The 24,908-nt window shown below is 35.8% G+C and carries 17 protein-coding genes, 2 tRNA genes and 1 pseudogene; 12 read left to right on the top strand and 8 right to left on the bottom strand.

What is annotated here, in order from left to right; genetic code table 11:
- Nucleotides 1-7: 7 nt before the first annotated feature.
- The 4 genes from U736_RS0109490 to hfq all read right to left on the bottom strand — a co-directional run bounded on the left by U736_RS0109490 (nt 8) and on the right by hfq (nt 4,840).
- Nucleotides 8-1,084: a COX15/CtaA family protein gene (locus U736_RS0109490; RefSeq protein ID WP_015856459.1), complete on the bottom strand. Its 1,077-nt coding sequence runs from the start codon at nt 1,082-1,084 to the stop codon at nt 8-10.
- Between the two features lie 146 nt (nt 1,085-1,230).
- Nucleotides 1,231-3,057, bottom strand: a complete 1,827-nt coding sequence (locus U736_RS0109485; protein ID WP_015856460.1) for a membrane protein — start codon at nt 3,055-3,057, stop codon at nt 1,231-1,233.
- A gap of 145 nt (nt 3,058-3,202) precedes the next feature.
- Complete coding sequence (hflX, locus tag U736_RS0109480) at nt 3,203-4,546, bottom strand: GTPase HflX (protein ID WP_015856461.1); 1,344 nt, start codon at nt 4,544-4,546, stop codon at nt 3,203-3,205.
- Nucleotides 4,547-4,600: 54 nt separating this feature from the next.
- Complete coding sequence (gene hfq / locus U736_RS0109475) at nt 4,601-4,840, bottom strand: RNA chaperone Hfq (protein ID WP_005773461.1); 240 nt, start codon at nt 4,838-4,840, stop codon at nt 4,601-4,603.
- Between the two features lie 656 nt (nt 4,841-5,496).
- On the opposite strand from hfq, the gene U736_RS0109470 reads away from it, so the two are divergent.
- The 8 genes from U736_RS0109470 to mazG all read left to right on the top strand — a co-directional run bounded on the left by U736_RS0109470 (nt 5,497) and on the right by mazG (nt 19,330).
- On the top strand, nt 5,497-10,056 hold the full coding sequence (locus tag U736_RS0109470; protein ID WP_015856462.1) for a hypothetical protein: 4,560 nt from the start codon (nt 5,497-5,499) through the stop codon (nt 10,054-10,056).
- Nucleotides 10,057-11,189: 1,133 nt separating this feature from the next.
- Nucleotides 11,190-13,508, top strand: coding sequence for an NADP-dependent malic enzyme (locus U736_RS0109460; RefSeq protein ID WP_015856463.1), 2,319 nt, complete (start codon nt 11,190-11,192; stop codon nt 13,506-13,508).
- A gap of 189 nt (nt 13,509-13,697) precedes the next feature.
- On the top strand, nt 13,698-13,982 hold the full coding sequence (locus U736_RS0109455; RefSeq protein WP_015856464.1) for an acyl carrier protein: 285 nt from the start codon (nt 13,698-13,700) through the stop codon (nt 13,980-13,982).
- Nucleotides 13,983-13,992: 10 nt separating this feature from the next.
- The gene (locus tag U736_RS0109450; protein WP_015856465.1) at nt 13,993-15,168 is read left to right on the top strand and encodes a beta-ketoacyl-ACP synthase; all 1,176 of its coding nucleotides are present in this window, start codon (nt 13,993-13,995) and stop codon (nt 15,166-15,168) included.
- 15 nt (nt 15,169-15,183) lie between these two features.
- Nucleotides 15,184-16,458, top strand: coding sequence for a beta-ketoacyl-ACP synthase (locus U736_RS0109445; protein WP_015856466.1), 1,275 nt, complete (start codon nt 15,184-15,186; stop codon nt 16,456-16,458).
- 58 nt (nt 16,459-16,516) lie between these two features.
- Nucleotides 16,517-17,545 carry a zinc-binding dehydrogenase gene (locus U736_RS0109440; RefSeq protein WP_015856467.1) on the top strand — a complete coding sequence of 343 codons (1,029 nt, stop codon included), beginning with the start codon at nt 16,517-16,519 and terminating at the stop codon, nt 17,543-17,545.
- 6 nt (nt 17,546-17,551) lie between these two features.
- Nucleotides 17,552-18,481: a lipid A biosynthesis lauroyl acyltransferase gene (locus U736_RS0109435; protein WP_026500734.1), complete on the top strand. Its 930-nt coding sequence runs from the start codon at nt 17,552-17,554 to the stop codon at nt 18,479-18,481.
- A gap of 33 nt (nt 18,482-18,514) precedes the next feature.
- Nucleotides 18,515-19,330 (top strand): nucleoside triphosphate pyrophosphohydrolase, encoded by an 816-nt coding sequence (gene mazG / locus U736_RS0109430; RefSeq protein ID WP_015856469.1) that lies wholly within the window; start codon nt 18,515-18,517, stop codon nt 19,328-19,330.
- Between the two features lie 69 nt (nt 19,331-19,399).
- On the opposite strand, the gene U736_RS0109425 is transcribed toward mazG, so the two are convergent.
- Entirely contained in the window at nt 19,400-19,765 is a 366-nt protein-coding gene (locus U736_RS0109425; protein ID WP_015856470.1) for an iron-sulfur cluster assembly accessory protein, read from the bottom strand.
- A 569-nt stretch (nt 19,766-20,334) separates the two neighbouring features.
- Between U736_RS0109425 and U736_RS0109415 the strand changes: the two genes are divergently transcribed.
- Nucleotides 20,335-20,411, top strand: a tRNA-Pro gene (locus U736_RS0109415).
- Between the two features lie 261 nt (nt 20,412-20,672).
- Here U736_RS0109415 and U736_RS0109410 read toward each other — a convergent pair.
- On the bottom strand, nt 20,673-21,140 hold the full coding sequence (locus U736_RS0109410) for an Hsp20 family protein (RefSeq protein WP_015856471.1): 468 nt from the start codon (nt 21,138-21,140) through the stop codon (nt 20,673-20,675).
- A 279-nt stretch (nt 21,141-21,419) separates the two neighbouring features.
- On the opposite strand from U736_RS0109410, the gene U736_RS0109405 reads away from it, so the two are divergent.
- The 3 genes from U736_RS0109405 to U736_RS0109395 all read left to right on the top strand — a co-directional run bounded on the left by U736_RS0109405 (nt 21,420) and on the right by U736_RS0109395 (nt 23,721).
- Nucleotides 21,420-22,337, top strand: coding sequence for an alpha/beta hydrolase (locus tag U736_RS0109405; protein ID WP_015856472.1), 918 nt, complete (start codon nt 21,420-21,422; stop codon nt 22,335-22,337).
- A gap of 849 nt (nt 22,338-23,186) precedes the next feature.
- A complete protein-coding gene (gene cpdR / locus U736_RS0109400) occupies nt 23,187-23,549 on the top strand; it encodes a cell cycle two-component system response regulator CpdR (RefSeq protein WP_005773448.1) in 363 nt (120 codons plus the stop codon).
- Between the two features lie 97 nt (nt 23,550-23,646).
- Nucleotides 23,647-23,721 (top strand) — tRNA-Val (locus U736_RS0109395).
- Between the two features lie 89 nt (nt 23,722-23,810).
- Here the strand turns inward: U736_RS0109395 and U736_RS11425 are convergent.
- Nucleotides 23,811-24,202 (bottom strand): annotated as a pseudogene (locus tag U736_RS11425) (XRE family transcriptional regulator).
- 67 nt (nt 24,203-24,269) lie between these two features.
- A partial coding sequence (locus tag U736_RS11420; RefSeq protein WP_155915021.1) for a DNA adenine methylase occupies nt 24,270-24,908 on the bottom strand: 639 nt, incomplete at its 5' end.

The raw sequence follows: 24,908 nt of genomic DNA, 5'->3' as shown, positions 1-24,908 counted from the left end.
CAAACTTTTACTCAACAACGCGATATGCCCCTTTCGTTGCTCGCCAGTGCGCAACCGCAAAACACAACACTGCTAGTGCCATACTTTGGTGAATGAGCCCTAAACTTATCGGAACCTCATGTAACAGTGTTAAGATACCCAAGAGTGCTTGGATAATAATCATAACACAGATAAGAAATGCACGACGAGAATGGGTTGAATGTGGAATGTTTTTTTGTACATAGAAAGCATGAATAACTGAGACAATAAATAAAAAATAAGCAAAAAACCGATGAATAAATTGAACCATTAAGGAATTTTCGAATAAATTGAGCCAAACAGGACGAAGCTGCAACAATCCATCAGGAATAATCTGCCCATCCATAAGAGGCCATGTATTATAGACTTTTCCAGCATGAAGCCCTGCAACCAAAGCTCCAAAATAAATCTCTATCAAGACGAGAACAACAAGCCAAGCCGCAAAATATTGCACCTTTTGATTTGCTGGCTTTTCTGAGTATTCTGCAAGTCCTCGAGATAAATAAGTGACAAAAACAATAACAAAACATGCCGTTATAAGATGAAATGCCAAACGATATTGGCTCACACTTGTTAAATTACTTTGCCCAATCCCTGAAGCAACCATCCACCAACCAATAAAGCCTTGAAAGGCGATAAGAATAGGCACGACAATAAGCGAGAGTAAGATATTTTTTTCAATACGCTTAGTCGCCCAAAACCAAATGAGCCCCAATAAAGCGACAAGACCAACAAGACGCCCAAGAACACGATGCGCCCATTCCCACCAAAAAATGACCTTAAAAGCACTTAAGGTCATATCAGGATTAAGCAGCTTATATTGTGCTATCTGTTGATATTTTAAAAATTCCTCTTGCCATTGATCCACACCAATCGGTGGAATAACGCCGTGTATTGGCTTCCATTCCGTTATAGATAATCCTGATCCCGTCAAACGAGTAGCGCCACCTACTAAGACAATTGCTAAACAAAGCAATAAAATAGAGTAAAGCCACACCTGTATTTGTTTTCTATTTTTCTTTTGCACGGGCGTTAAAATGCTATTGTTTAATCTCTTTACTGCCATCTCTGATTGCCCCACGCTTCTCTCCAACTACAATGCATTTTAAAATTTAAACATCAAATCTTTGTGTATTCTAGTATGTACTATAACTTTAGCAAAAAACAAGCGTACCACTATAACATGCGATACATATTTCTTTTTTACGAAGTTTATGATGCAACAACGCGATAAACAGTCTTTGGAAAGCTGCTTACCATCCGCATCATCCATTCTTGTTCATTAAGAACAGTATTACAAATATAATAGTCTGTTAGCTCTGCAAATTGCTCAAATCCATATTTTGGTTCGCTTGCCATCTCAAGGATGATAAAGTCATATTCTGTTTTAAATTCTTGTAATATATGAGAAATGTAATTTGAAAAATCTTGTGCAGAAATAGCACTTGTTAACCCCTGAGGAAGAATATCAACCCCCGTATCATAATCACGGTAAATAACATCATGCAACTGGGCATTGCCCGTTAAAATATCACTCAGTCCGCGATGTGGACCAATGACCTTCTCTATTTGTTGACCAGAAATATCGACCAACAAAATTGTTTTGTTCTCTTTTGTGAGATGAAGTGAAAGCTTTGCCGCTGTCCGTGCAGCCTCTGGTCCAATGATTGAAATAATGGTTGAAGCACGCCATTTCAAAACATCAGATAATCCCTCTATCGTAATAAAAGCTTCAAGATTTTTCATTTCTTGAGAGACTAAAATACTCTCGTTCTTCTTAAGAGCATTTTCTTTTGATCTCAAATCCTCTTCTGAAGGTTGATCTTTTTTGCTTTTAAAGCACGGATAAAATAACAATATTCCTAGTAAAAGAGTAAGGAAGCTAGCCAATGCACTCACAAAAATATTTTTTCCATAAAGAGCCATAAAAGAAATTGGTGCTAACGTTGTTGGCATAACCACGTGGATATTTGTGTTTTGTAAAAGAAGAGGATCATCACTCAATCTCCGATATGAACCAATAATTTTTTCTCTTCGTTGAGCAGAGTTACTTATCGCTTTATTTTGTGCATCGACTGCTGCTTTTATTTTATTTTCAAACTCGTTAAATATTTCATTCAAAGATTGGGATTGATCTTTTACAAAAAAGTTTATTCTTTTTTTGAGCTGTTTTTCTAATTCCGTTGCAATAACCTCATCTGAATGAACTTGATAAACGATTTGTAAAATTTTATTTTTTAATTGATGAGAAACTGTCTCTAATTCCGCAGTCATTGCTTTAATTTGAGGATGTGTCCACCCCAATTGCACCGCCATATGTGCTCTTTGCGTTTCCAAAAGATCACGTTTAGATTCCAGAGCAACAATTGCTGAATTACCTGCAATAAACGATAAAGACAATAAAGACTGTCCCTTTTCACGCATCGTGTTAATCGTTGAATTCAAACTTGTTAAATGAATACGCTTTAAAGTTGCTTCCGTTAATTGCATAGAAAGATCATGAAGCTCTGTTTGTTTTACACCCTGCTGAATAAAAGACTCAACAGATGTACGAAATCCCTGCACGATATTAACGATTGCAGTATTATCATATTGTTTGTCTTCTAATTTATCATTTAACAAGAATTGTTTCTGTTTTATGATTGCTTGTGAAAATGCGGAAAACCAAGTTTCCAACCCACGTTGAGCTGCTTCAAGTGTCTCAGCTTCAAAAGTCAAATCGATAAAATCACCACGACGCGATAAACGGATATTTTCATGATTTTTTTTCTTATTAAAAGCACTTAAAGAAAATTGCGAATCATTGAAGAACATAGGCTGTGAAAACAAAAAGGCGATAACATTGTCTTGCTTTTTGATTGGTAATGGTTTTCCTACAGAATCAGATAACGAAAATATTAAAGTTGCTTGGTAACCACGGGGTTGGACAAAATAATACAACCAAATCAAAGATATACATAGCACTTGTAATAGCAAAACAATCAAAATGCTTCGCCATACGGTACGTACGAATAGTCTTTTATTACACTTAAGACTCATCTTTATTTTAACCAGCAAAATACTTCTTCATATTGTTTTATTAAGAGAAAGTAGTAACTATCCTCTTAACTTGCTGTCATATTATTTTTCAGATAATAAAAACATAAAATTTAAGCACAAATGTTCAGCAATAGCTTTAAAGAACTTAATTCATATTTTTTTTGATGTTCTCTAATTGTTTTTTTGCTTCAGAAGTAATAACGGCTCTAATAGTAACAGACCCATCATCATGTCCTTCTTGCATTATTTCCGCAGAGTTTTCATAAAACCAATCGATAAGCGACATTTCATGAGGTTTTAAAAGATATTCAATGCTTTGCACCTCTCCAAAAATTCGCTTTTCAATGGCTCTTAATAATTGATCGAGTCCATCCCCCTTAAGCGCTGATACCATGAGAGCAGGATTTAATCGTGTTTTTGCGCTTGTTTGTAAAACATTCAATGCCTGCTCATCCAACATATCAATCTTATTCCAAACTTCTATGATATGCTCCATATCATCAATATCGATATCAAGACTTGAAAGCACTTCTAAAACATCTTGAGCATGTGCACGATGATCAAGATCTGACATATCTCTTACATGAAGAATGAGATCCGCTTCAACCACTTCTTCAAGGGTTGCTCTAAAAGCTGCAATCAAATTTGTTGGCAAATTAGAAATAAACCCTACAGTATCAGACAAAAGAATAGTTTTTCCATGGGGAAGAACAACTTTGCGCAAAGTCGGATCAAGCGTTGCAAATAACATATTCTTTGCTAAAACATCTGCACCACTTAGACGGTTAAAGAGAGTTGATTTTCCTGTATTCGTATATCCTACCAGTGCCACAACAGGATAAGATGTTTTTTTCCTTTTTGCTCTATGAAGTGCACGTGTTTTTATAACCGTTTCCAATTCGCGTCGAATACGAATAATTTTCTCTTGTAAAAGACGCCTGTCTGCTTCAATTTGCGTTTCACCAGGTCCACCTAAGAAGCCACGCCCCCCCCGTTGCCTTTCCAAGTGCGTCCAACTACGCACAAGTCGTCCTTTTTGATAGGACAAATGCGCTAACTCTACTTGCAAAACTCCTTCTTTTGTTCGTGCACGATCCCCAAAAATTTCAAGAATCAAAGCCGTTCTATCGATAACTTTGCAATTCCATAATTTTTCTAAATTACGCTGCTGTACTGGTGTTAAAAAGTGATCTACAATCGCAAGCTCAATAGAATATTCATCTATGTAACAGGTTAACGCATCTACTTTACCTTTTCCAAAGAGAGTTGCAGAGCGAGGCGTTGCAATATTAATCGTTTCATAATTAACAACTTCTAACCTTATAGCACGCGCTAAGCCTAATGACTCTTTAACACGAGAAGATATCGAACACTCTCTCAAAGAGCTTTCACTTCTATTTTCTTGAAAAATTGGTATCAAAACAAGTGCGCGCACCTGTCCTGTATTCTGCGAAAATATCCCTCCTAATCTCTCATTTTCATTTATCATAGCAATCTAAGTACTTTTAAAATGGGATAAGAGGTCTATCTTAAAATGACATGCTTACTCAGGACTTTCACCCTCAAACATCTGCACAGGCTGTCCAGGCATAATCGTAGAAATAGCATGCTTATAAACCAATTGCGCGTGTCCATCTCGGCGTAAAAGAACACAAAAATTATCAAATGAAGTTACAATACCTGTGAGTTTAACGCCATTGACAAGAAAAATTGTAAGGGAAATTTTTTGCTTACGCACCGTATTTAAAAACACATCTTGCAGGTGTTGTGATCGCTCTGCCATTATTCTTACACCTTCATCTCGATTGCATAAAATATTCGTGCATGCATATCGACTGAAAAATATCCAATTGTCAACGTAGAAGCTTCAAAATTTAGCAACAAACAACTGAAATTAGAGAAAAAACGGCTCTTTAAGGCAATAATAAAGCGCAACTTACGAAAAGCGATATTAAATTAAAAATTTTTCCACGTTTACTTTTTTATGAGCTTACAATTCAAAGGCATACTTTTATACATCCTAAGCTATTACAGACTATATGTGATGATGAAGCTGCTTCATTTAGAATCAATAAAAGTAAACGGACAACAATATTTATTAACGATCATCGGTATTAATAGAGAGGTATTCGCCACCCTACTGTATATATAACCGCTATTAAATTATCCTTATTTCAAAGACTAGCGGCTTATAAAGTTTTTTATAAACACAAGTTGTAAACAGTATTTTTGTTTTTGTTAGATTCAAATAATAAATTGTTTTTACTATATTTTATAACATTTTTAAACAGGGTATAAGAAACCGCGTTAACTTTATCTTGATAAGTTTTTAAAATTTTTTCCTAAGCATATTCCTTTCTAAATAATTAACAGCTAGTATGTAGAAATTATGTGGAAGAGGACGTATCCCTTTTCCGTCTGTAAGAGTACGAGGCGAGTATGGCACGCAGAACCAAATTGCAAACATTTGAAGTTGAAGTTGAAGAAGCCCTCACAAAAGCTATGAACTTTAATTTCAATGACACAGAATTTGAAACAATATCATCCAATAATTCTGAAAATATTGTTAATGTCGATGATCTGATTCAAAAAATTGCAATGGCAGAAGAAGAATTCTTTGCTGAAAACGGTACGTCAACTTTTGTTTCTAATATTCATGATGAAGCTGTTGTTGATAAATCCGTTGTTGAACAGCTTTTCGCTCCAAAACCTTCACCTGATATTTCAGGTGGAACTGTTCATAATACATTGTTGTCTACAAAACTTCTTCCTGCAAATGATGATATAACAACCCCTGTAAATTTTGGACTATTAAAGCAGCGTTCTTCCTCTCGAGTCTACTGGTATACAACAGCGCTTAGTGCTTTATGGGCAACGGGAGGAGCTTTTATTGCGCATAAGCTCGCACCTACCGGACTCAGCTCCTTATCCAATATCAGCACTTTTGTTACATCCCCAACAGGACTTGCTGTAGCAGCCGGAACAGCAATTCCTATCCTTATATCTTGGGGCGTTGCTCAATTAACAAAACGTTCAAACGACTTGCATAACATTGCTCTTCTTATGACAAATGCTGCACAACGCCTTAGTGAACCACAACATTTATCTGAAAAACAAGCTATTGCTATAGGGCAAACCATTCGTGAAGAAGTAGCGGCAATGAACGAAGGTATTGAACGTACCCTCGGACGTGCTGTTGAACTTGAAGCAATCATACAAGGTGAAGTTCACAACCTAGAACAAGCCTATGCTGAGAATGAATCACGTATTCACACATTAATCAAAGAATTGAGCAATGAACGCATCGCCATTTTGAATCACGCAGATCGCGTACAATCAACAATTAAAGGAACCCAAGAACAACTGAGTGATGAATTTGGTTTAGTTACCTCTAAAATTGTAACCAATGTTGAAAAGCTTGCACAAACTCTCTCTCAAACTTTACAAAAACAAGGTGAAGACCTTGTTGAAAAACTTTCCTATGCCGGTGATGGCGTAACAAATCAGCTTGTTGAAAAATTTAACGAAACAACAACACAAATTCAGCAGAAAAACACAGATTTTTTTCATGAATTAGGAAAAAACTTCGATGGTTTTGCAAAACGATTTGATCATAATGAAAAGCAAATAGAAAAAACCTTTAATGAAACAGCTGAAAAAGCGGAAGTACATGTTGCTAAAATTGCAACACATATACAAGCAGTAACAGATCAAACTTTGCACGCTGTCGATGAAAAGTTTAAAGCCTTGGATAAAGCTCTTATTGATCGTAATAATCAATCTCTACAGAATTTTGATGAGAAGATCTTAAAGCTCGACGACCAAGCACATAAACTCTCTTCTAAATTTGATAACGTAACCTCGCAAGCAATTGGAGCCTTTGAACAACGTTTAGCAACTGTTGATCTTTCTCTTAAAGAACATAGTGATTCCATCATTGATTCCTTTATAGAACGCAGCCAGGCTTTAGAGGATAATGCTGAAAAACTTGGTAACTTCTTGGAATCTCATGTCTTGAAAATAAATGAAAACCTCCAAGAAAAAACAGCAGACATTACCCATGCATTTACAAATGGACGTGAAGCTATTCTTTCTGCAATTGATAAAAGTAAAGAAAGTCTGAGAGAAGAAATTCAGTATGTCGACAATGCCATTGTTGATATCATACAAGAACGTTCACAAGATTTTAAAGTACAACTTTCTGATCAACGAGCTCTTATGGCAGACATGCTCGATAACGAGAAGAATAAAATTGCGGATACATTAAGAAATCAAATTGATGTCTTGTCCCAAAATACTTCTCATATTGAAAAAGTTTTGGCTGAAAATATTCAAGTCGTTGATAAACAAGCTGAAAATCATATCACAAACATCATTCAATGCACTGAAAAACTACAAGATGTCATTGTACAAAGCTGCAATACAACCCAAGATGCTTTAGAAGCACAAGCGAGAAATATTGATATCCGTGCCGATGCTCTGCGTGACTCTTTAGCGATTAATAGTTTTTCTCTCAATGAAGTTCTTGCCGATCAAGCACGCACACTTGAGCAACGCATGGAAACAATCCATAACCTCATTGCAAAAAGTGATATACGTGTCGATGTTGCATTGAAACAACAAATAGATTTAGTTGAGAGTGCAATTGTCGCCAATAATAAGAACATTACTGAAACGGTTCAAGATCATATCAAAAACCTTGAAAGCCATGCCGAAATTTTAAAGAATACTCTCTCTCAATCGAGTGGTGTTTTCTTTGAAACCCTTGAAACACGTATGGAATCATTCGATACAGATCTAGAAGATCGTGCACACAAAATTTTTGAACGAACAACAACGCTAGAGGAAACATTATCTGAAAAATTTAGCCAAATCTGTGAAGCCATTGATATGCAAACATCTGTTATTGAGGAACGTTCTGACACGTTAAAAACGTCTCTCATGCTTAATAATGAGCAAAGTCAGATAATTCAACAAGCGCTGGAAAGCAGTGTTGACAATATGCGTGTAACCTTAGAAGACTCTGTTAATATAGTTACAGATAACCTGCATAATAAGATTATAAAAGCTTCTGATATTCTTTCTTCTACGAGTGAACAAATTCTTTCATCTGTTACAAATGTTACTACACAAGCAGAAAATATTCTCTCAGAATCAGGCAATCGCATTGTATCAAATGTCAAAAAAACTGTTTATGATACCAGTGAAAAAGTTCTGTCCGTTCTGTCTGAACAAACAGCGCATACTGTCGAAGCTTTCGCAACAGCCAGTCATAATGCACAAGCATTATTGAATGAAACCATTCACACATCAACAACAGCAATAGAGCAAGTTCTTAATGAACGCTGTGATGTTCTTCATCACTCTATGCAAAATTTAAAAAATAATTTAGGGTATCAGCTCTCTGATGTAACGAGCCGTCTGGAAGATGCTGAAAATCAAACAGCAACACAAATTTCAAAACATGTTGGAAAAATAACAGAGCTGACAAATCACTTAAATCAAGCAGCGCAAAATACGACAGAATCAATTGATTCTTTAACACAGCATATCGGTGAACAACTCTCTCTCTCCACACAAGAAGCTGAACAAAGAATTTATGCACATAATGAATTTTTAGTGAATAGCTTAACCAAAGCTAACTCTGAAACACTTCAAACAATAACGGTTATGAAGGAAGAACTTGTTAATAATGTCTCATCCGTCTTAACACAGTTGAATCAATCAATTTACAATTTTAATGAAAATAGTAATGTTTTATTATCAGCTGTTCAAAATATTGATGGTCAGTTTAATGAGAGTGCGAATAATTTTTTCCGCAACACGGACCAAGTAGCAGAGCGTTTGTCAGCCTCAAATCAAGCGCTCAATAATAATGTTGAAATTCTGCAAAGACTTTCAAAGAATACCTTTGAACAAATTAGTCATATAACGAGCAGTTTTGGTGAACATGCAAAGACACTTTCCCAAACTATTCATGTTCTTGAACAATCTGAAAATTCACTTAGTACAACACTTGAAGAAAAACATAATACGCTTTCTGTATTAAGCGATGCTCTTGTTTCAAAGTCTCATGAAATTAATCAATTGATTGGGCATTATGAAAAAATCTTCAACTCAGCACTTGAACGCTCTGATAAAAATGCACGTAACTCCACAAATTCATTCCAACAATCACTTAATAGGCTTGTTAGTGAAGCATCGGCGCGTTTTTCAGAAGCAGCAGAAGACATACGTCGCTCCGCTGATGAAGTTCGTTTAGAGCTTTCAAAGATTAATAATGATATCAATGAAAATGTTAAAAAACTTCCAGAAAAGACAAAAGAAACAACGCAAACAATTCGCACAGCTTTGAATGAACAGATTACAGCGTTACAAGATCTAGTCAGTGTTATACAAAATGATCAAAAGAGCGCAAAAAAACAGCTGATATCAGAATTTCCTGCATCATCAACGTTTAATCAAAGAAGTGACAATTCCACTGAGTCCGTTAAAAAGATCGTACCACCTAAGCCTATTTTGCAACAAGATCAAAGCAAAAAAAGACCAAATAAATGGGTATCAAATCTCTTAGAAAGAGCTTCACGTGAAGAAACGTTTTATGATGCTCCCCCTAGTGATAATGTTTTAACATCAGTGCAAACAAAACCATCTCCTGCAAACAGCTCTCTTAATTCATTAGCTTCTGGTATAGTGCAAGCTATCAATCACAATGCCATTGTTGAGCTATGGGATCATTATCAACGTGGACAAAAAAATATCGTAACAGAACGCCTTTATACCTTAAATGGACAAAAAATATTTGAAATGATTAAGAGAAAATATATGAGCGATTTTGAGTTTAAACGTTCAGTGAATCAATATGTTACAGATTTCGAAAAGCTCTTACGTGATATATCGCGCAGTTCTGGTTCTTCCAGCTCAGTTCGCAAATACCTGATATCAGATACCGGAAAAGTTTATACTATGCTTGCTCATGCAAGTGGTCGAATTCAATAAAAAAATAAAAAAAGTGGAAAAAGATATTTTTTCCACTTTTTTCCTCTCCAGTTGTTTTAATGGCTCATCGTAGAGTACTTTGCTTTCAACTACAGCTTTGTACTTCAAAGGCTGAAATAATTGGCATGCGGTTTTCTTTGATATCCTAAGCAATAACCCCAAAGAAGCGTAATGACTTATCAAACAACATATCACTTTAAGAATGATAAGCATATTTTCTATTTCCTTATTTTTTTCTTAACTCCTTTATTTTTCATAGTTTCATAAAGGTACAAAATAGGTAATAATTATTTTTGCTAATTGTGAAAAAATTCCATGCTTTTATATTAAAATAGCTTATAGAAACATTTCTATTTATTTTTCAAACGTTTTTTATCCACACATTACTCTCGTTTGAATTATGTAATTGAATATTTTTTATTATATTAGGTGAATTTTAAATAAAATAATCTTATTGTATTCAAATTTCTCATTAAACATACGAAATGATGCATTATAAATTATAAAGAAAAGCGTTATGCTAAATATATGATTTTCATGTATAAAATCCGCAATTACAGCCATTTCAGCCACATCTTTGTTTATTAAAACACATAATTGTCAGTATATAAAAGATACAGCTTTCACTATTAAGAATCCAATTAAACAATGAACAACATAACTTTCATTCTCAACTTTCCAGTTTCCTTTAAAATAGCGGAATAAACAATTTATAAACTACAAATTGTTATTTAAAATTTCTTCTACCTCCGTATAAAACTTTAAATAAAATATATATTTTATAAAAAATGGATGAAATTGATAGGAACCGTTCTTCTGTTCTTTCCTTATTTTGTAAACATTGCAAAAAAATAATGGCTTGATAATGTAATCGTTAGAAAATATTTTATTTTTTTGTAAAATAATCAATTTTTACGAGTTTTATTAAGGAAAGAAAAACAAATGTGCTGCTATCAATGAAGTTATTCATGCACACAAACAAAAAGAATCATCAAACTGGTTTTACGATCCAGAGGAATTTGCTCATGCTCATGCATTTTGATATTCAGAGAAATGAGGATCTATTAGTGGACAAAACCTTATCGTAGATGGAACATCTCATATACACATACGCTAACTTGGATATCATAAAAATGTCTAGAGAACGAAATAGTGATTTCAGTTCACCAAAAGCTGAACTTGACAGTGCCGCACTTTTTTATCACCAACACCCAAAACCTGGAAAATTGGAAATACAAGCAACAAAACCTCTTGATAATCAACGTGATTTAGCTCTTGCTTATTCTCCAGGCGTTGCAGCACCATGTCTTGCGATTCATGAAGATCCCAATCTTGCTGCTCAATATACCTCCCGTGCTAATTTAGTCGCTGTTATATCCAATGGAACTGCTGTTCTTGGTTTAGGAAACATTGGTCCACTCGCTTCAAAGCCAGTTATGGAAGGCAAAGCCGTTTTATTTAAAAAATTTGCGAATATTGATGTTTTTGATATTGAAATTGATGCATCCGATATAGAACAAATGGTACAAACGATATCAACCTTAGAACCTACATTCGGTGGTATTAATCTTGAAGACATTAAGGCTCCTGAATGTTTTGATATCGAAGAAAAGCTTCGTGCTAAAATGAATATTCCAGTTTTTCATGATGACCAACATGGAACTGCCATTATTGTTTCTGCAGCTGTATTAAATGCCTTAAATCTTTCAGGAAAAAAAATTGAAAATGCAAAAATAGTTACCTCAGGTGCAGGTGCTGCTGCCCTAGCTTGTCTTAATCTTTTAGTTCGTCTTGGGGCGAAAGTTGAGAATATTTGGCTTAGTGACTTAGAGGGAGTTGTTTATGAAGGTCGCAAGACCCTTATGGATCGTTGGAAAATCAATTACGCACAAAAAACGGACGCACGAACTTTATCTGATATTATTGATGATGCGGATATTTTTCTAGGCCTATCTGCGGGTGGTGTTTTAAAGCCTGAATATCTTAAAAGAATGGCTCAAAATCCACTCATTTTAGCGCTGGCTAATCCAGTACCAGAAATTATGCCTGAAGAAGCACGCTCTATACGACCAGATGCAATGATCTGTACAGGACGCTCTGATTATCCCAATCAAGTTAATAATGTCCTTTGTTTTCCCTATATCTTCCGTGGTGCATTAGACGTAGGTGCTAGTGCAATTAATGAAGAAATGAAAATGGCCGCTGTTCATGCGATTGCTGCCCTTGCACGTGAAGAAACTTCAGATGTTGTAGCACGTGCATACTCAAAAGAACCACCCAATTTTGGACCAGACTATCTGATTCCCTCTCCTTTTGATCCGCGTTTAATACTGCGTATTGCTCCCGCTGTTGCTAAAGCAGCAATGGCAACTGGTGTCGCCATTCGTCCCATTGAAGATATGGAAGCCTACTATGATATCCTCAATCGATTTGTCTTTCTTTCTGGTTTAACAATGAAACCTGTTTTTGCTGCAGCAAAAACAGCAAAACGTAAACGCGTCATCTATGCCAATGGTGAAGATGAACGCGTCCTTCGTGCAGCACAAGTTGTCATTGAAGAACAAACAGCAACGCCTCTCCTTATCGGCCGTCCACATGTCGTAGAAGCGAGATTAAAACGCTTTGGTTTAAGAATTCGTCCTGGTATAGATTTTGAATTAACAAACCCTGAAGATGATCCACGTTTTCGTGATTATGTTAATTTATTTTTTCATTATACAGGAAGGCGTGGTGTTACGCCTGAAATGGCAAAAACAGTAGTGAGAACATCAACAACGGCTATTGCTGCCCTTGCCGTCATGCGTGAAGAAGCAGATGCAATGATTTGCGGCTTAGAAGGACGTTTTGAACGTCAACTTGAACTGATTGAACAAATTATCGGTCTTGATCCTAATGTTCACCGTTTTTCTGCTATGAGTTTGCTTATCTCTCAACAACGTACTCTTTTCCTCACAGATACTTACGTCAATGAAAATCCTTCTGCAGAAGAAATCGCTGAAATGACTGTATTGGCAGCTCAAGAAGTTGAAGCATTTGGAATAACACCAAAAGCAGCCCTATTATCACACTCAAACTTTGGTTCTAAAAACACAGAAAGTGCGCGTAAAATGCGACGTGCAACAGAAATTCTTGCCAAATTACACCCTGATTTAGAAGCAGATGGTGAAATGCATGGTGATGCTGCCCTTTCCAAAGTTTTTCGTGATCGTGTTTTTCCTGATTCTCGTCTTAAAAGTGAAGCTAATTTGCTTGTCTTTCCAACACTTGATGCAGCCAATATCACGCTCAACACTGTTAAAAGCCTCACAAATGCACTCCATGTTGGTCCTATTCTAATCGGGGCAGCACGTCCCGCCCATATATTAACGCCTTCAGTAACTTCACGGGGAGTTGTTAATATAACAGCCCTTGCTGTCCTTGCAGCCAATAGAAAAAATAGACTCGTAAAATAAATGCGCAATAAAATTTCAAAGTTTTTTAAATATTGAGATATAGTATTTCATGTCCTGTAAACCTCTTTTCTCTATAGATAAAGACAGCTATATTCTGGATTAAGTCTTTTTTTTAAAGAAAAAAAAGGCTAGAAGAACAATATTAAATGTATTTTGAATTTACTAACTCTATAATAAGGAATCCGTACATTGCCTTCCACGTTTGATAAAGTTGCTGATATCATTGCAGAAATCAGTGAAATTGATCGCGATACAATTACACCAGAAAGTCATACAATTGACGATCTAGGAATCGACAGTCTTGATTTTCTTGATATTGTTTTCGCTATTGATAAAGCTTTCGGAATAAAAGTCCCTCTAGAACAATGGACACAAGAAGTCAACGAAGGTACTGTTGCAACAGAAGAATACTTTGTTCTTAAAAACCTTTGTGCAAAAATTGATGATCTCGTTGCCTTAAAACAGGCGGAGTAATTTTTTCACCATGTATGATCAATCTGTATTCATCACTGGTATAGGCCTCATAAGCTCTCTGGGGGAAGGAACTGATCGACATTGGAATCTCTTAAATGATCCAATCCGTACACCAAACCTAGATTGTACAACTTTTTCACCCTACCCTGTTCATAAATTGTCTGAAATTGATTGGAGTTTACAAATTCCTAAAAAAAGTGATCAACGGCAAATGGGAACATGGCAGCGTCTTGGTACCTATGCGGCTGGTCTTGCTCTTGATGATGCTGGCATGAAAAATAATGAACAACTCACTTCAACAATGGATATGATTGTAGCAGCAAGTGGAGGAGAACGTGATATTACTGTTGATACACAGATTCTTTCTAAAGCGCGCGCAGTTGCCGATCATGCCTCTATGTTAAATGTTGCTCTTTCAACCGAACTTCGTCCAACATTATTTTTGGCACAACTTTCAAACCTTTTGGCAGGAAACATTTCAATTGTTCATAAAGTCACTGGATCATCTCGTACATTTATGGGAGAAGAAGGCAGTGGGCTTTCTGCTCTTCAAATTGCTGTAGCTCGTATTAAATCAGCTCAAAGTACCCATGCTCTTGTAGGAGGTTCCTATAATGCACAAAGTTATGATATGTTGTTGGCGCATGAACTTGGTGGTCTTTTAACCCATAATGGATGGAGCCCAGTGTGGGATCGCGGAATCTATCCAGGCGGCGGTGTCATAGCAGGTTCTGGTGGTATCTTCCTAGTTATTGAAAGTGGAGAACATGCCAAAAAACGCAACGCACGTGCTTATGCTGAAATTAGCCAAATTATTACAGACCAAACAGATAGAACCAAAATTCCACTTAGAGAATCAATTGCAACAATGTTAAAAACTGCGGGCGCTAAATCTGCCTTAGCCATTTCAGCAGCCTCAGGAGCTCACGAAGCAACAAAAGCAGAACAAAATGCTCTTGATAATGCTGATCTATCTTACCGTGGCATTACAACATTATTTGGTTATATGCGGGAAGCACAATTTCCTTTAGCTCTAGCTCTTGCAGCACTTTCAATTGAAAAAAAAAGCGGTTTTCCAGCATTAAGTCCTCATGAAAAACCTTTTTCTAAAGAAGTGCGTGAAATATTTGTTACAACTATTGGTATAAAAAGAGCTGAAGGTATCGTACGTCTTACAGCTGTTTGAAGAGGAATTTCTATAGTGAAATATCATGATCATTTTGGACGTCCACTTGTAGCAATAACTGGGGCAGGCATTGTCACATCACTGGGACAAGGAAAACATGAAAATTGGCAAAAATTAACAAGCGGTGTAAGCGGTATCCACAAAATAACACGTTTTCCCATTGAGGGATTAAATACATATATTGCTGGAACAATTGATTTTCTTAAAGAAAGTACACTTGGTGCTTCAGCTCTTTCTGAGAAGCTTGCACATCTTTCTGCTGAAGAAGCTTTAGAACAAGCTGCTATTGATAAAAAAAATTTTAATGGACCACTCTTTCTAGCTGCTCCTCCTGTTGAACTTGAATGGAAAGCACGTTTTAGTCTTGATCAAGAGGAAGAATTCAATAATGAGCCTTCTTATGCACATCTTCTTAAAGTCTGTAAAGATAAACTCCATGAGACGCTTTTTGAATCCACACAATTTGGTGCAATTGCAGAAAAACTTCAAAAAACATTTGGCACAAAAGGACTTCCTGTTACACTTTCCACTGCCTGTGCATCTGGTGCAACAGCAATTCAATTAGGTGTTGAGTCTATTAGACGGAAAGAGACAAATAGAGCTCTCATAATTGCGACAGATGGATCAGTTTCAGCAGAATCTCTTATTCGTTTTTCGCTACTATCTGCTCTTTCAACTCAGAATGAGCCTCCAGAAAAAGCAGCAAAACCCTTTAGCCGTGATCGAGATGGTTTTGTTATGGCAGAAGGCTCAGGCGCTCTTGTTCTTGAATCTCTTCAAAGCGCATTAAACCGTAATGCTACAGTTTTAGGAATTTTAGCTGGCTGTGGAGAAACGGCCGATGATTTTCACCGTACACGTTCAAAACCCGATGCATCACCAGCAATTGAATCCGTTCGCAAAGCTTTAGACGATGCAAAAATAACCATCAATGAAATTGATTATATTAATGCACATGGAACTTCAACACCTGAAAATGAGAAAATGGAGTATCTTGCATTATCAACAGTATTCGGTGATCTTTTAGAGCATATTCCAGTCTCTTCTAATAAATCAATGATTGGGCATACATTAACTGCTGCTGGTGCAATAGAAGCGGTTTTTTCGCTTTTAACCATTCAATCGGGGATACTTCCACCTACAATAAATTATGATAATCCTGACCCTGCTATCCCTTTAGATGTTGTTCCTCATCATAGCCGTAAAGCCTGTGTCAATGCAGTTTTGTCCAACTCATTTGGATTTGGTGGTCAAAATATGAGTCTTGTCATCACTGCATATAAAGGATAATCCTTTAATAATAAAATTTTATAACGCTAACCTAATAACATATTTAAGGGGAATGGTAATGCGTGCACTGCAACTCTTCGATGATCGCCGGCTTGAAATCACTAATATTTCCCCGCCATCTTCACCTAGTCTAGGTGAAGTAACTGTGCGGATAAAAGCCGTTGCTCTTAATCATATTGATGTATGGGGATGGCGTGGCATGGCTTTTGCGAAAAGAAAAATACCACTCATCATTGGTGCAGAAGCCTCTGGTGAGGTTATACAAATAGGAGATGGCGTTGAACATCTCCAACTTGGACAGATTGTCTCAATTTATGGTGCACAAACCTGCGGAGTATGCCAAGCTTGTCATGAAGGACGGGATAATCTTTGCAGTCATGTAAAGGGAGTCTACGGTTTTCACCTTGATGGATTTGCGTGTGAGCTTGTCAATTTGCCAGCACGTTTATTAGTTCCATCACCTCCCCAATGTGATGAATTGCAGGCAGCGGTTGCTCCAATTACTTTTGGTACCGTAGAACATATGCTTTTTGATAATGCAAAACTACAAGCAGGAGAAACAATCCTGATACAGGCTGGTGGTTCAGGTATTGGCTCTGCAGCCATTCAACTTGCAAAACACATGGGCTGTACAGTTATCACAACGGTAGGTTCAGATGAAAAAATTGCAAAAGCACACTCTCTTGGGGCAGATCATGTGATTAATTATCGTAAAGATCGTTTTGAAGGTGTGGTGCGTAAATTAACCCAAAAAAAAGGTGTTGACGTTGTTTTTGAGCATGTTGGTGTAGATACATGGAACGGTTCTTTGTTATGTATGAAAAAAGGAGCACGCTTAGTGACTTGCGGTTCTACCTCTGGTGTTTCAGCACCAATAAATCTCATGCAATTATTCCAACAACAACTTAAGATATTCGGTTCATTTGGCTGCCGTATGGAAAATATGAAAAATGCCATGCAAAAAATGGCAGAAAAAACTGTACACCCTGTCATTGATACGATTGTTGGGCTTGATGAAATTGATACAGCTTTAAAACGAATGGAGAGCCGTGATGTTTTTGGTAAAATTATCCTTAAAATCGATTAAATCATGATGAAGCTTTCTCTTAAAAATCTCATATATCTTATTAAAATTATAGCTAAAAAGATATCCTACTTGTTATGGGCATATCTGCTCTTTGGTTCTTTATTTATTCTAAAATGCTTTCCTGCCAAAATGGGAGTCTCTTTTTTTTCTTGGTTGGTAAAAAAAATTGGTCCCCTTTTACATCGTCATCAAATCACACTTACAAATCTTAGAGGTGCATATCCAGAAAAAACAGAGCAAGAACTCCATGCGATTGCAATAGAAATGTGGGAAAATATAGGAAGTTTCCTAGCCGAATATATTTTTCTTGATAAAATTTTTGATTTTGATCCTCATGCGGACGAGCCAGGTTTCATTGAGGTTAAAGGCGTTGAAATATTTGAGCGATTAAAAAATGAAAAAAAACCACATATTTTTTTCACCGCACATACTGGAAATTTTGAACTTCTGCCTATTTGTGCACAAAGTTTTGATCTTAATGTTACGGTATTATTTAGACCACCCAATAATCCCTATGTTGCCAAACGAGTCCTTAAAGCACGACAAACTTCTATGGGGCATCTTATTCCCTCCAAGGCCGGTGCAGCATGGGCATTAGCAGCCAAATTAGAAAAAGGTGAAAATGTTGGTATGCTCGTTGATCAAAAATTTCGCCGCGGTATCATGGGAACATTTTTTAACAGACCTCTTAAAACAAATCCCTTAATTATAAAACTCGCTCGACAATATGACTGTGATATTTATCCAGCACGTTGTATTCGTTTGCCTAATGGACGTCATCGTTTAGAGTTATATGAACATATAGAACTTCCACGTGATGAAAAAAATGATATCGATATAGCTGCTTCTACGCAAAAATTAAATGATATTGTTGAATCTTGGGTCCGTGAATATCCTGGACAATGGATGTGGTTACATAGACGTTGGGACATCTAACATAAGGCTCTATTGCTTACAAAGGAAGTGCAAATGTTAGCCTCAAAAGACATCAAAGATCTCATTGCAATTATCACTGCATTACGAAATTCTGATAGCGGTTGTATCTGGCATAAAAAACAAACTTTTGAATCCCTCATACCCTATATGCTCGAAGAAGTTTACGAAGTCATCGATGCCATTGAACGAAAAAACCGAAAGGATCTCTGTGAAGAACTTGGAGATCTTCTTTTACAAGTTATCTATCATGCTACCATTGCACAAGAAGAAGGCAGCTTTACTTTTGAAGATGTTGTTTATGCAATCACGGCAAAAATGATTCGACGCCATCCTCACGTTTTTGGAAATGCCGAGCAAAAAAAACGAGGATTTATAAAAGAAGAGTGGAAATATATAAAAAAAAGAGAACAGGTTGAACAAAAAAAATTGCGCGAAGAAAAAAACAACAATTCCTCCACAAGCATACTCGCACAAGTAAAACAAATCCAGCCAGCAAACCAAGAGGCACTTGCTTTACAAGAAGCAGCAGCTAAAGTAGGTTTTGATTGGAAAGAAAGTGATAAAGTTTTTGAAAAAATAGAAGAAGAACTCGAAGAGCTCAAAGAAGCCATTAAAAATAAACAAAATTCAGAGATAGAAGCAGAGTTTGGAGATCTCTACTTTATTCTCCTTAATCTCGCACGCCACTTAGCGATTGATTCACAAAAAGCATTAAAAAAAACGAATATAAAATTTCGAAACCGTTTTGCCTATATTGAAGAAAAGCTATCCACTCAATCTAAAACACTCACTGACGCATCCTTGAATGAAATGGAAGCACTTTGGAAACAAGCTAAAAATGAACAATAAAAATATTAGATTTTTTCTACCTCAAAGAACAAGTCCCTCTAAAATTACTGAATTATAATTCAGCTCAACTCAATTTGTTTTATATTGATCCTGCGTAGCAGGACGAAGTTCCACCGATTCGCCACACCCACATGCTGAAACTTGATTAGGATTTTTAAAGACAAAACCAGAACGAAGCGTTGTCACTTCATAATCCATCTGCGTTCCTAATAAAAATAATACCGCATCATGTGCTACGAAAACACGGGCACCATTCACTTCAACAACATCCGCATCTATCCCCTTTTCTTTGACAAGAGTAATTGTATACTCCATCCCTGCACAACCACCTTTTTTGATACCAACAAGAATACCCTGTGCATCTTTTGCGTCCATAATCGCTTTAACACGATCCACTGCTGCTTCCGTCAAATTTATTACCGAAAAACGGCTCATGGTTTACTCTTTTCTTAGTTCAATAAACACTTTGAAAGTTTTTCCTCTATAATATTGTATCTGGTATTTTAGAAAAAAAACAACAAAACCTAAATTAAAGTATTCTAACCTTGTTTATTTGGATAAAAACGCGTACCCATAAAATGAGATTTATGATTATACAATCCAGAACTTACAATTTTTTGTCCACATAAAACACAAAATACTTCGTCTATAAAAACTCTAAACAAAGGAAAACGTTTCAATACCATACATTCACTCCTCTCCTTTTGAAAATCTTTATCTTTTTAGAAAAGTAACGATTAGATAAGGAAAAAATATACCCCCCGTACTCATTTTCTCCCCTCCTTCTCCAATTCATACCCCTAAATCCACCAATCTTACCCCTTCACAAAATGATTACAAAGAATTTTACAGATTTGTTACGTATCTTGAATTGATAACAAGATATTGATGTCCAAAATTTTTTACTTTCAAAAGTTCTAAGTGCAAGAGCATTTTAGATTTTATTCTGTTTATTTTTTCTCTTGCCTTTAAAGAAACAGTCATTTAATCGTTTTACACAAACTCGGAGCGTAGCGCAGCTTGGTAGCGCACTTGACTGGGGGTCAAGGGGTCGTGGGTTCAAATCCCGCCGCTCCGACCATTTTTCAAATGCTATAAAATAAAAAATAAGCTTACTTAAAAAGTGAATTATTATGCATTTCAATTAGCACATACATGAATTTTTTCTTCAACGTAAAATAATGTGCAATAACATTTTATCACAAACTCGAAATAAGCTGTTTTATTAAAATAAGCTTCGTTCTTAGGAAAACACACACACGAAACGCGAGACCTTTTGCCTCGCGTTTTTTATTCTTCAGAAAAATTTATAATTATTCGGTCTTATATTTTCTAAATTTTCCTACACGACAATGTCGCTATTATCATTTTTTGTAATGGATGGTGACATCTGTACGGTTATCTTTTTGGGTTTTAATTCAGCTGGCATTTCCCTTTTAAGCTGAATATGAAGAAGCCCATCTCCAAGTTCTGCTCCAATAACCTTAACATGATCAGCCAAATGAAAACGCCGTTCAAAAGCACGCGAAGCAATGCCTCGATAAAGGAATTCTCGCTCTTCATCATCATTTTCAGACTTTCTATTTCCCTTAATGATCAGCTGGTTACAATGCGTTTCAATATCAATTTCATCTTGAGAAAAACCAGCAACAGCCATAGAAATTCTATAAGAATCTTCAGTTAAACGCTCGATATTATAAGGGGGATAAGAAGAAACTTCATCTGGTTGTCTTCTAGAATCAAACCAGTTAAAAAGATGATCAAAACCTACTGTGGAACGATAAAATGGTGAAAAATCTACTTGACGCATAATATTGCCCTCCTCTAGAGCGACTATAATTTATAATTAATTCACAAAGTTCCCAAATGGCAAACTTACTTGTGAACCTGCGGCCCCATCATGGCAACCACACTATATTATCTGGTAATTGTTTTTCTTTATTTCAACTCTTTGGAACCTAAATTGATAAAAACTATCTAAAAAGCAATATACCCCTTTTTAAATCCTTTTTCTTCATTACATAAATGTCAAAGTCCTCTCATTATCTCACGTTGCACTAAGCGGCAAATACACTGTAAAGGATTTCAATTGGAAACACCTATTTATCCCATAGACTGGGCTTCCACTCTTCCTAATATCCATCATGGTACTCTTAAAATAGCAATAGATCACGAAATTCGTTTTGCGATAACATATCCTGAGGTGGAAAAATCTAAGGGAACAATTGTTATTCTCAAAAGCTACGCAAGTACTTTAGAAAAATATTTTTTATTAATAAATGAAATTTCTAAACGCGGTTTTCATACAGCAATATTTGACTGGTTTGATCAAGAAAAAAAATCCTTCAAGATAAGAAAACAAAGCCGACATCATTGTTTTGATATAAATAATGATATTAATGACTTATATAAATTTCTTAAAAATATTGTTTATCCTAATTGTCCGCCTCCTTACTCTATGCTCGCCTATGGTATAGGTGGATTGATAGCACTTAGCGGATTAGATCTCATTAATTATCAGTTTAATAAATTGCTCTGTGTTTCTCCCCTTTTTGCTCCATTCGGTAATAAAACGAACGGTTTTCAACATAAATTAACACAATTTCTTTCTGATATAGCTCTTGGCTTTATACCAGCGAAAGATGGGAAAAAATTAAACAAAAAAAAACAAAGTAATATAAAATCGGAACACATGCATAAAGTGCCGTTCCATTCCATTAAGCCCCCAACATCCCAATGGATGGCATCGGTATTTAATGCGATCGATTCTATGAAGAGAAATGTACTCCACGGAGATTTACGAATTCCAACACTCTTTATTCTAGCCAATCAAAACAATATTGCAAACAACATTGAAGTGCGGCAATTATGCCAACACACACGCCTGACAGAAAGTATTACTATTACAGGCGCTAAACTGGATACAATTATGGTTAACGAAAATTATAAAAAGCAATTTTGGGCTGCATTTGATGCATTTATTCCCGATAATGTATTTGTAAAATAACACTAAATCTTAATTTCCGCTCCACCCCATAAAAAAGAAAATTTCTACGAGCGTTGGATCTACAAACACTTTTTAATATAATGGATTTTACTTTCCAACCACTCATATGATTCGTTTTCTAACCTCTACAGGAAAGCCATGACCTAAATATTTACCACGCATTCTAATAAAAAACTAATATACAAAGTATATCGTTACATTAAACAAAATTATTTGACATCATAAAAAATAACTTAATAAAAAAATATTTTGTATAATTAATAAAATGAAGATAATAAATCTACCTTAATATAACATGACACATATTTATAAATAAAACATCAAAATACTATTTTTGATCTATTATTAAGTGTTAATTTAATATTATATCTAGAAAAATAATAGTTTTCATCTATTTAAGGAAAAAACTGAAAATAAAGCGCACTTATAATATTTATTACAAATCTCTATAAAAACAAATAACTATGAAATTTCTATTTCTTAAGAGAACTTTTAAAAAACAATAAATTAACATAATATTCTTCTAATTTCTCTATATAGCAAGCCCCTACAGTAACGGTTTTCATAAGTTTTTTAATGAAATTCTGATAATAATCAGCGAATTTAAAAAAAAAGATAGCAATGAATCATCTTAAAAGTTTTAGAGAACCCCTTCTTTTTTCAAAATCACATATATTTTGAATTTAACCAACTCACAACGAATATGCTGTATTCTGAATAAGAATGTAAGAATTAACCATTTTGCCATTCATTTCAATTATGAGCATTTTACCGTCTTTTTTATAAATACTCTATATTGTATAATTGATGCGGCAAAACTCTGACAAATGGAGCCATTGGAACATAATCATGAAACGAATCCTGCTCGCAGAAGATGATAACGATATGCGTCGCTTCCTCGTAAAAGCCTTAGAACGTGCAGGCTACGAAGTCGCCGATTTCGATAATGGTATTAGCGCGTATGAACGTTTACAAGAAGAGCCATTTTCCCTTCTCCTGACTGATATTGTGATGCCAGAGATGGACGGAATCGAACTCGCACGACGTGCTACTGAGATTGACCCAGATTTACGAGTAATGTTCATTACAGGTTTTGCAGCGGTAGCACTCAATTCAAATAGTGATGCCCCTCCTGATGCAAAGGTTCTCTCTAAGCCATTTCACTTACGTGAACTCGTCAATGAGGTTGAAAAGATCCTTATCGCTGCTTAAAAAGTATTTTTTTAAGTTATTTGCATCTGTTGAAAGAGAAAACGAAATTAGGCATTGACGTTTGTCATTCTATATGGTGTATGCAACATCAATGAATGGGCGTGTAGCTCAGCGGGAGAGCACTACGTTGACATCGTAGGGGTCACAGGTTCAATCCCTGTCACGCCCACCAGATTCTTTTTCTTATCCTATAACTTGCTGTATTTGTACATCTTTTTTACTGTGAGGGATGTCTGAATAAAGTTAGGGGAATAGGATTTTTTAACATTTCTCTACAAAAGTAGCATTTTTCTCTCTTTTTGATTCGCGAATTACTTCTGGTATTTGTTTGAATTTTTCTAAATCCTCTTGTGTAAAAACATCTATAAATCTAGAAAACATGCCAACAATTTCACGCCTCAACGGATCAGAAGTCTTGATTGTAAAACTTGTGCAACAAGCATCCGATTCTCTTCTCAAAATTTCTGCTACCTCTTGATCTAAAGCATAGAGTTCAACTATCTTTTCCTCCAGTCCTACAGGAACAGATTTTTTCTGATCTATACAAAAGATAAAAATGCTACAGATATGTCTAATTTCTTAGCTATATCTAAGAGGCGTTCTGAGTGATCAAGACAAAGTTTCCGTAAAATTTTACCAAAGGATGTAAGCATCAAAAAAGTTCTGTTAGAGAAAAAATATTTCTTCTGATTCTAACAAATCTTTTTATGATTTCCTCAGTTATTCCGAATCAAGAGTTCTTTTCGAAGAGTTTTTTTTAGCAAAACCAGATGTCCAAAGGGTCTCTAATTCTAAAAAGTCAAAATCCCTAAAGATCTCTCGAACCGCATCACAATCATTCAGACTCAAGACAAATTTGCCTTGTATGCTTTTGAGAACTTTTGCCATACTCACAAAATCATCTTCAACAAAATTCCCAGAGCTGTAACACTTCTTCTTTACAAGATAAGGCGGGTCTAGATAAAATAAACTGTCGGGTGCATCAAAAAGTTCGACAACCCGCTCCCACGACAAATTTAAGATTGTCGTATCAAGAAGCTTCTGTCTAACACGCCGCATCCTCGATAACAGCTTTTCTGGATTAAATGCTATAGGCTTTTTCCTTCCAAAGCTAAAAGAGAGATACTCTTTTTTCCCATACATCACACAACGTTGGAGAAACAAAAAACGTGCAGCTCTTTCAACCTTGGAGAGGCTCTCTGGTTCAATAGCCGCAAGTTCAAAAAACAACTGTCTTGAACAAACAAACCATTCTAGTCGTTTGGCTAAATCATCAAAGTCATTTTGAACACATTGAAACAGATTCGTGATCTCTCCATTCAAATCATTAATCACGGAATATTTTGCTGGTCTTTTATT

The sequence above is a fragment of the Bartonella grahamii ATCC 700132 genome, assembly GCF_000518085.1.
Classification (GTDB): Bacteria; Pseudomonadota; Alphaproteobacteria; order Rhizobiales; family Rhizobiaceae; genus Bartonella; species Bartonella grahamii.
This window is presented reverse-complemented; position numbering and strand designations above follow the sequence as displayed.